This window comes from Cupriavidus sp. CuC1, from assembly GCF_044627735.1.
Lineage (GTDB): Bacteria > Pseudomonadota > Gammaproteobacteria > Burkholderiales > Burkholderiaceae > Cupriavidus > Cupriavidus ulmosensis.
In genome coordinates, this window is the sequence record NZ_JBIUHC010000368.1 from 1 (window position 1) to 1,509 (window position 1,509).

At 56.9% G+C, this 1,509-nt stretch carries 2 protein-coding genes; one reads left to right on the plus strand and one right to left on the minus strand.

Going from position 1 to position 1,509, the window contains the following annotated elements; all coding sequences use genetic code 11:
• A partial coding sequence (locus ACGLHR_RS51680) for a hypothetical protein (protein ID WP_400103875.1) occupies window positions 1–189 on the minus strand: 189 nt, incomplete at its 3' end.
• Window positions 190–250: 61 nt separating this feature from the next.
• Here ACGLHR_RS51680 and ltrA point away from each other — a divergent pair.
• Window positions 251–1,408, plus strand: coding sequence for a group II intron reverse transcriptase/maturase (ltrA, locus tag ACGLHR_RS51685; protein ID WP_400103877.1), 1,158 nt, complete (start codon window positions 251–253; stop codon window positions 1,406–1,408).
• Window positions 1,409–1,509: the final 101 nt, after the last annotated feature.

Here is a 1,509-nt window from a genome sequence, read left to right on the forward strand (position 1 = left end):
GCGGGAGAACTGCACGCACGGTTTGAGCGGCGGACGGAGGCCAGCGCGCAAGCGCGCCTCCTCCGACCCGACAGTGTCGAAGCCCTTGTAATGAGGGTGGAGCGAAGGGGCAGCGTTATCCTGCTGACGAATGTTGCCAACCGGCATTGCTGGGATGAGTGACATGAAATCAGCGAAACCGTATTGCATTGCGAAGCGGGTTGTGTGGGAGGCGTACCAGCTGGTGAGGGCCAACCGCGGAGCTGCGGGCGTGGACGATGAAACCATCGCCATGTTCGAGCAGAATCTCTCGGGAAATCTATACAAACTGTGGAACCGAATGTCATCGGGGTCGTACTTCCCGCCACCGGTGAAGCAGGTGGAGATTCCGAAGGCCAAGGGCGGCACGAGAAAATTGGGCATTCCCACTGTGTCTGATCGAATCGCGCAGACTGTAGTCAAGCTCATGATCGAGCCGATACTCGATCCGGTGTTTCATCCCGATTCTTATGGATACCGGCCGGGCAAGTCGGCGAAACAGGCGATTGCCGTGACGCGCAAGCGTTGCTGGCAGTATGGCTGGGTTGTTGAGTTTGACATCAAGGCGGCGTTCGATCAGATTGATCATGCGTTGTTGTTAAAGGCGGTGCGAAGCCACATCAAGGAAGACTGGATCCTGCTGTACATCGAGCGGTGGCTGACTGCGCCGTTCGAAACGGCGGACGGGGTAACTGTGCCCCGCACCCGTGGTACGCCGCAGGGCGGGGTGGTCAGTCCGATCCTGATGAATCTGTTCATGCATTATGCTTTCGATAGCTGGATGAAGCGGACGTACTCACAATGTCCTTTTGCGCGTTACGCCGACGATGCGGTAGTTCATTGCCGCTCGCAGGCGCAAGCCGAAGCGGTGATGCGCGCTATTGCCTCGCGGCTGGAGGAATGTGGGCTGACGATGCATCCAGGCAAATCGAAGGTCGTTTACTGTAAGGACAGCAATCGCACGGCCACTTATCCGAACGTGCAGTTTACGTTCCTGGGCTTTACGTTTCGGCCCAGGGTAGCGCTGAGCAAGCATAACCGGCGATTCACCAGTTTCCTGCCGGCGGTGAGCAGTGACGCGTTAAAGCGGATGAGACAGACGGTGCGGGGGTGGCGGATCCACAGTCGAACACCGGCAACGCTTGATGATCTTGCCGAGTTATGCAATCCGACGATCCAAGGCTGGTGGAACTACTATGGAGCGTTCTATCGGACTGCCATGCAAGAGTTGTTCGTCTATCTGGATGGAAGACTCGAGCGATGGGCTCGACGCAAGTACAAGACACTGTCGCGGCACAAGCGGCGTAGTATGCGTTGGCTCTGCAGAATGAAAGAGGTTGCTCCTGGGACGTTCGTACACTGGCGGGTCGGTCTGCATGCGGTTGGATAATGGGAGCGGTGTGAATCGAGAGGTTTGATCTTGCCCCCGAAGAGTGGAGTTCTTAGCCTATGTTCAAATACGAGCAAGGAGCTAAGACATGTCAGGTAAGC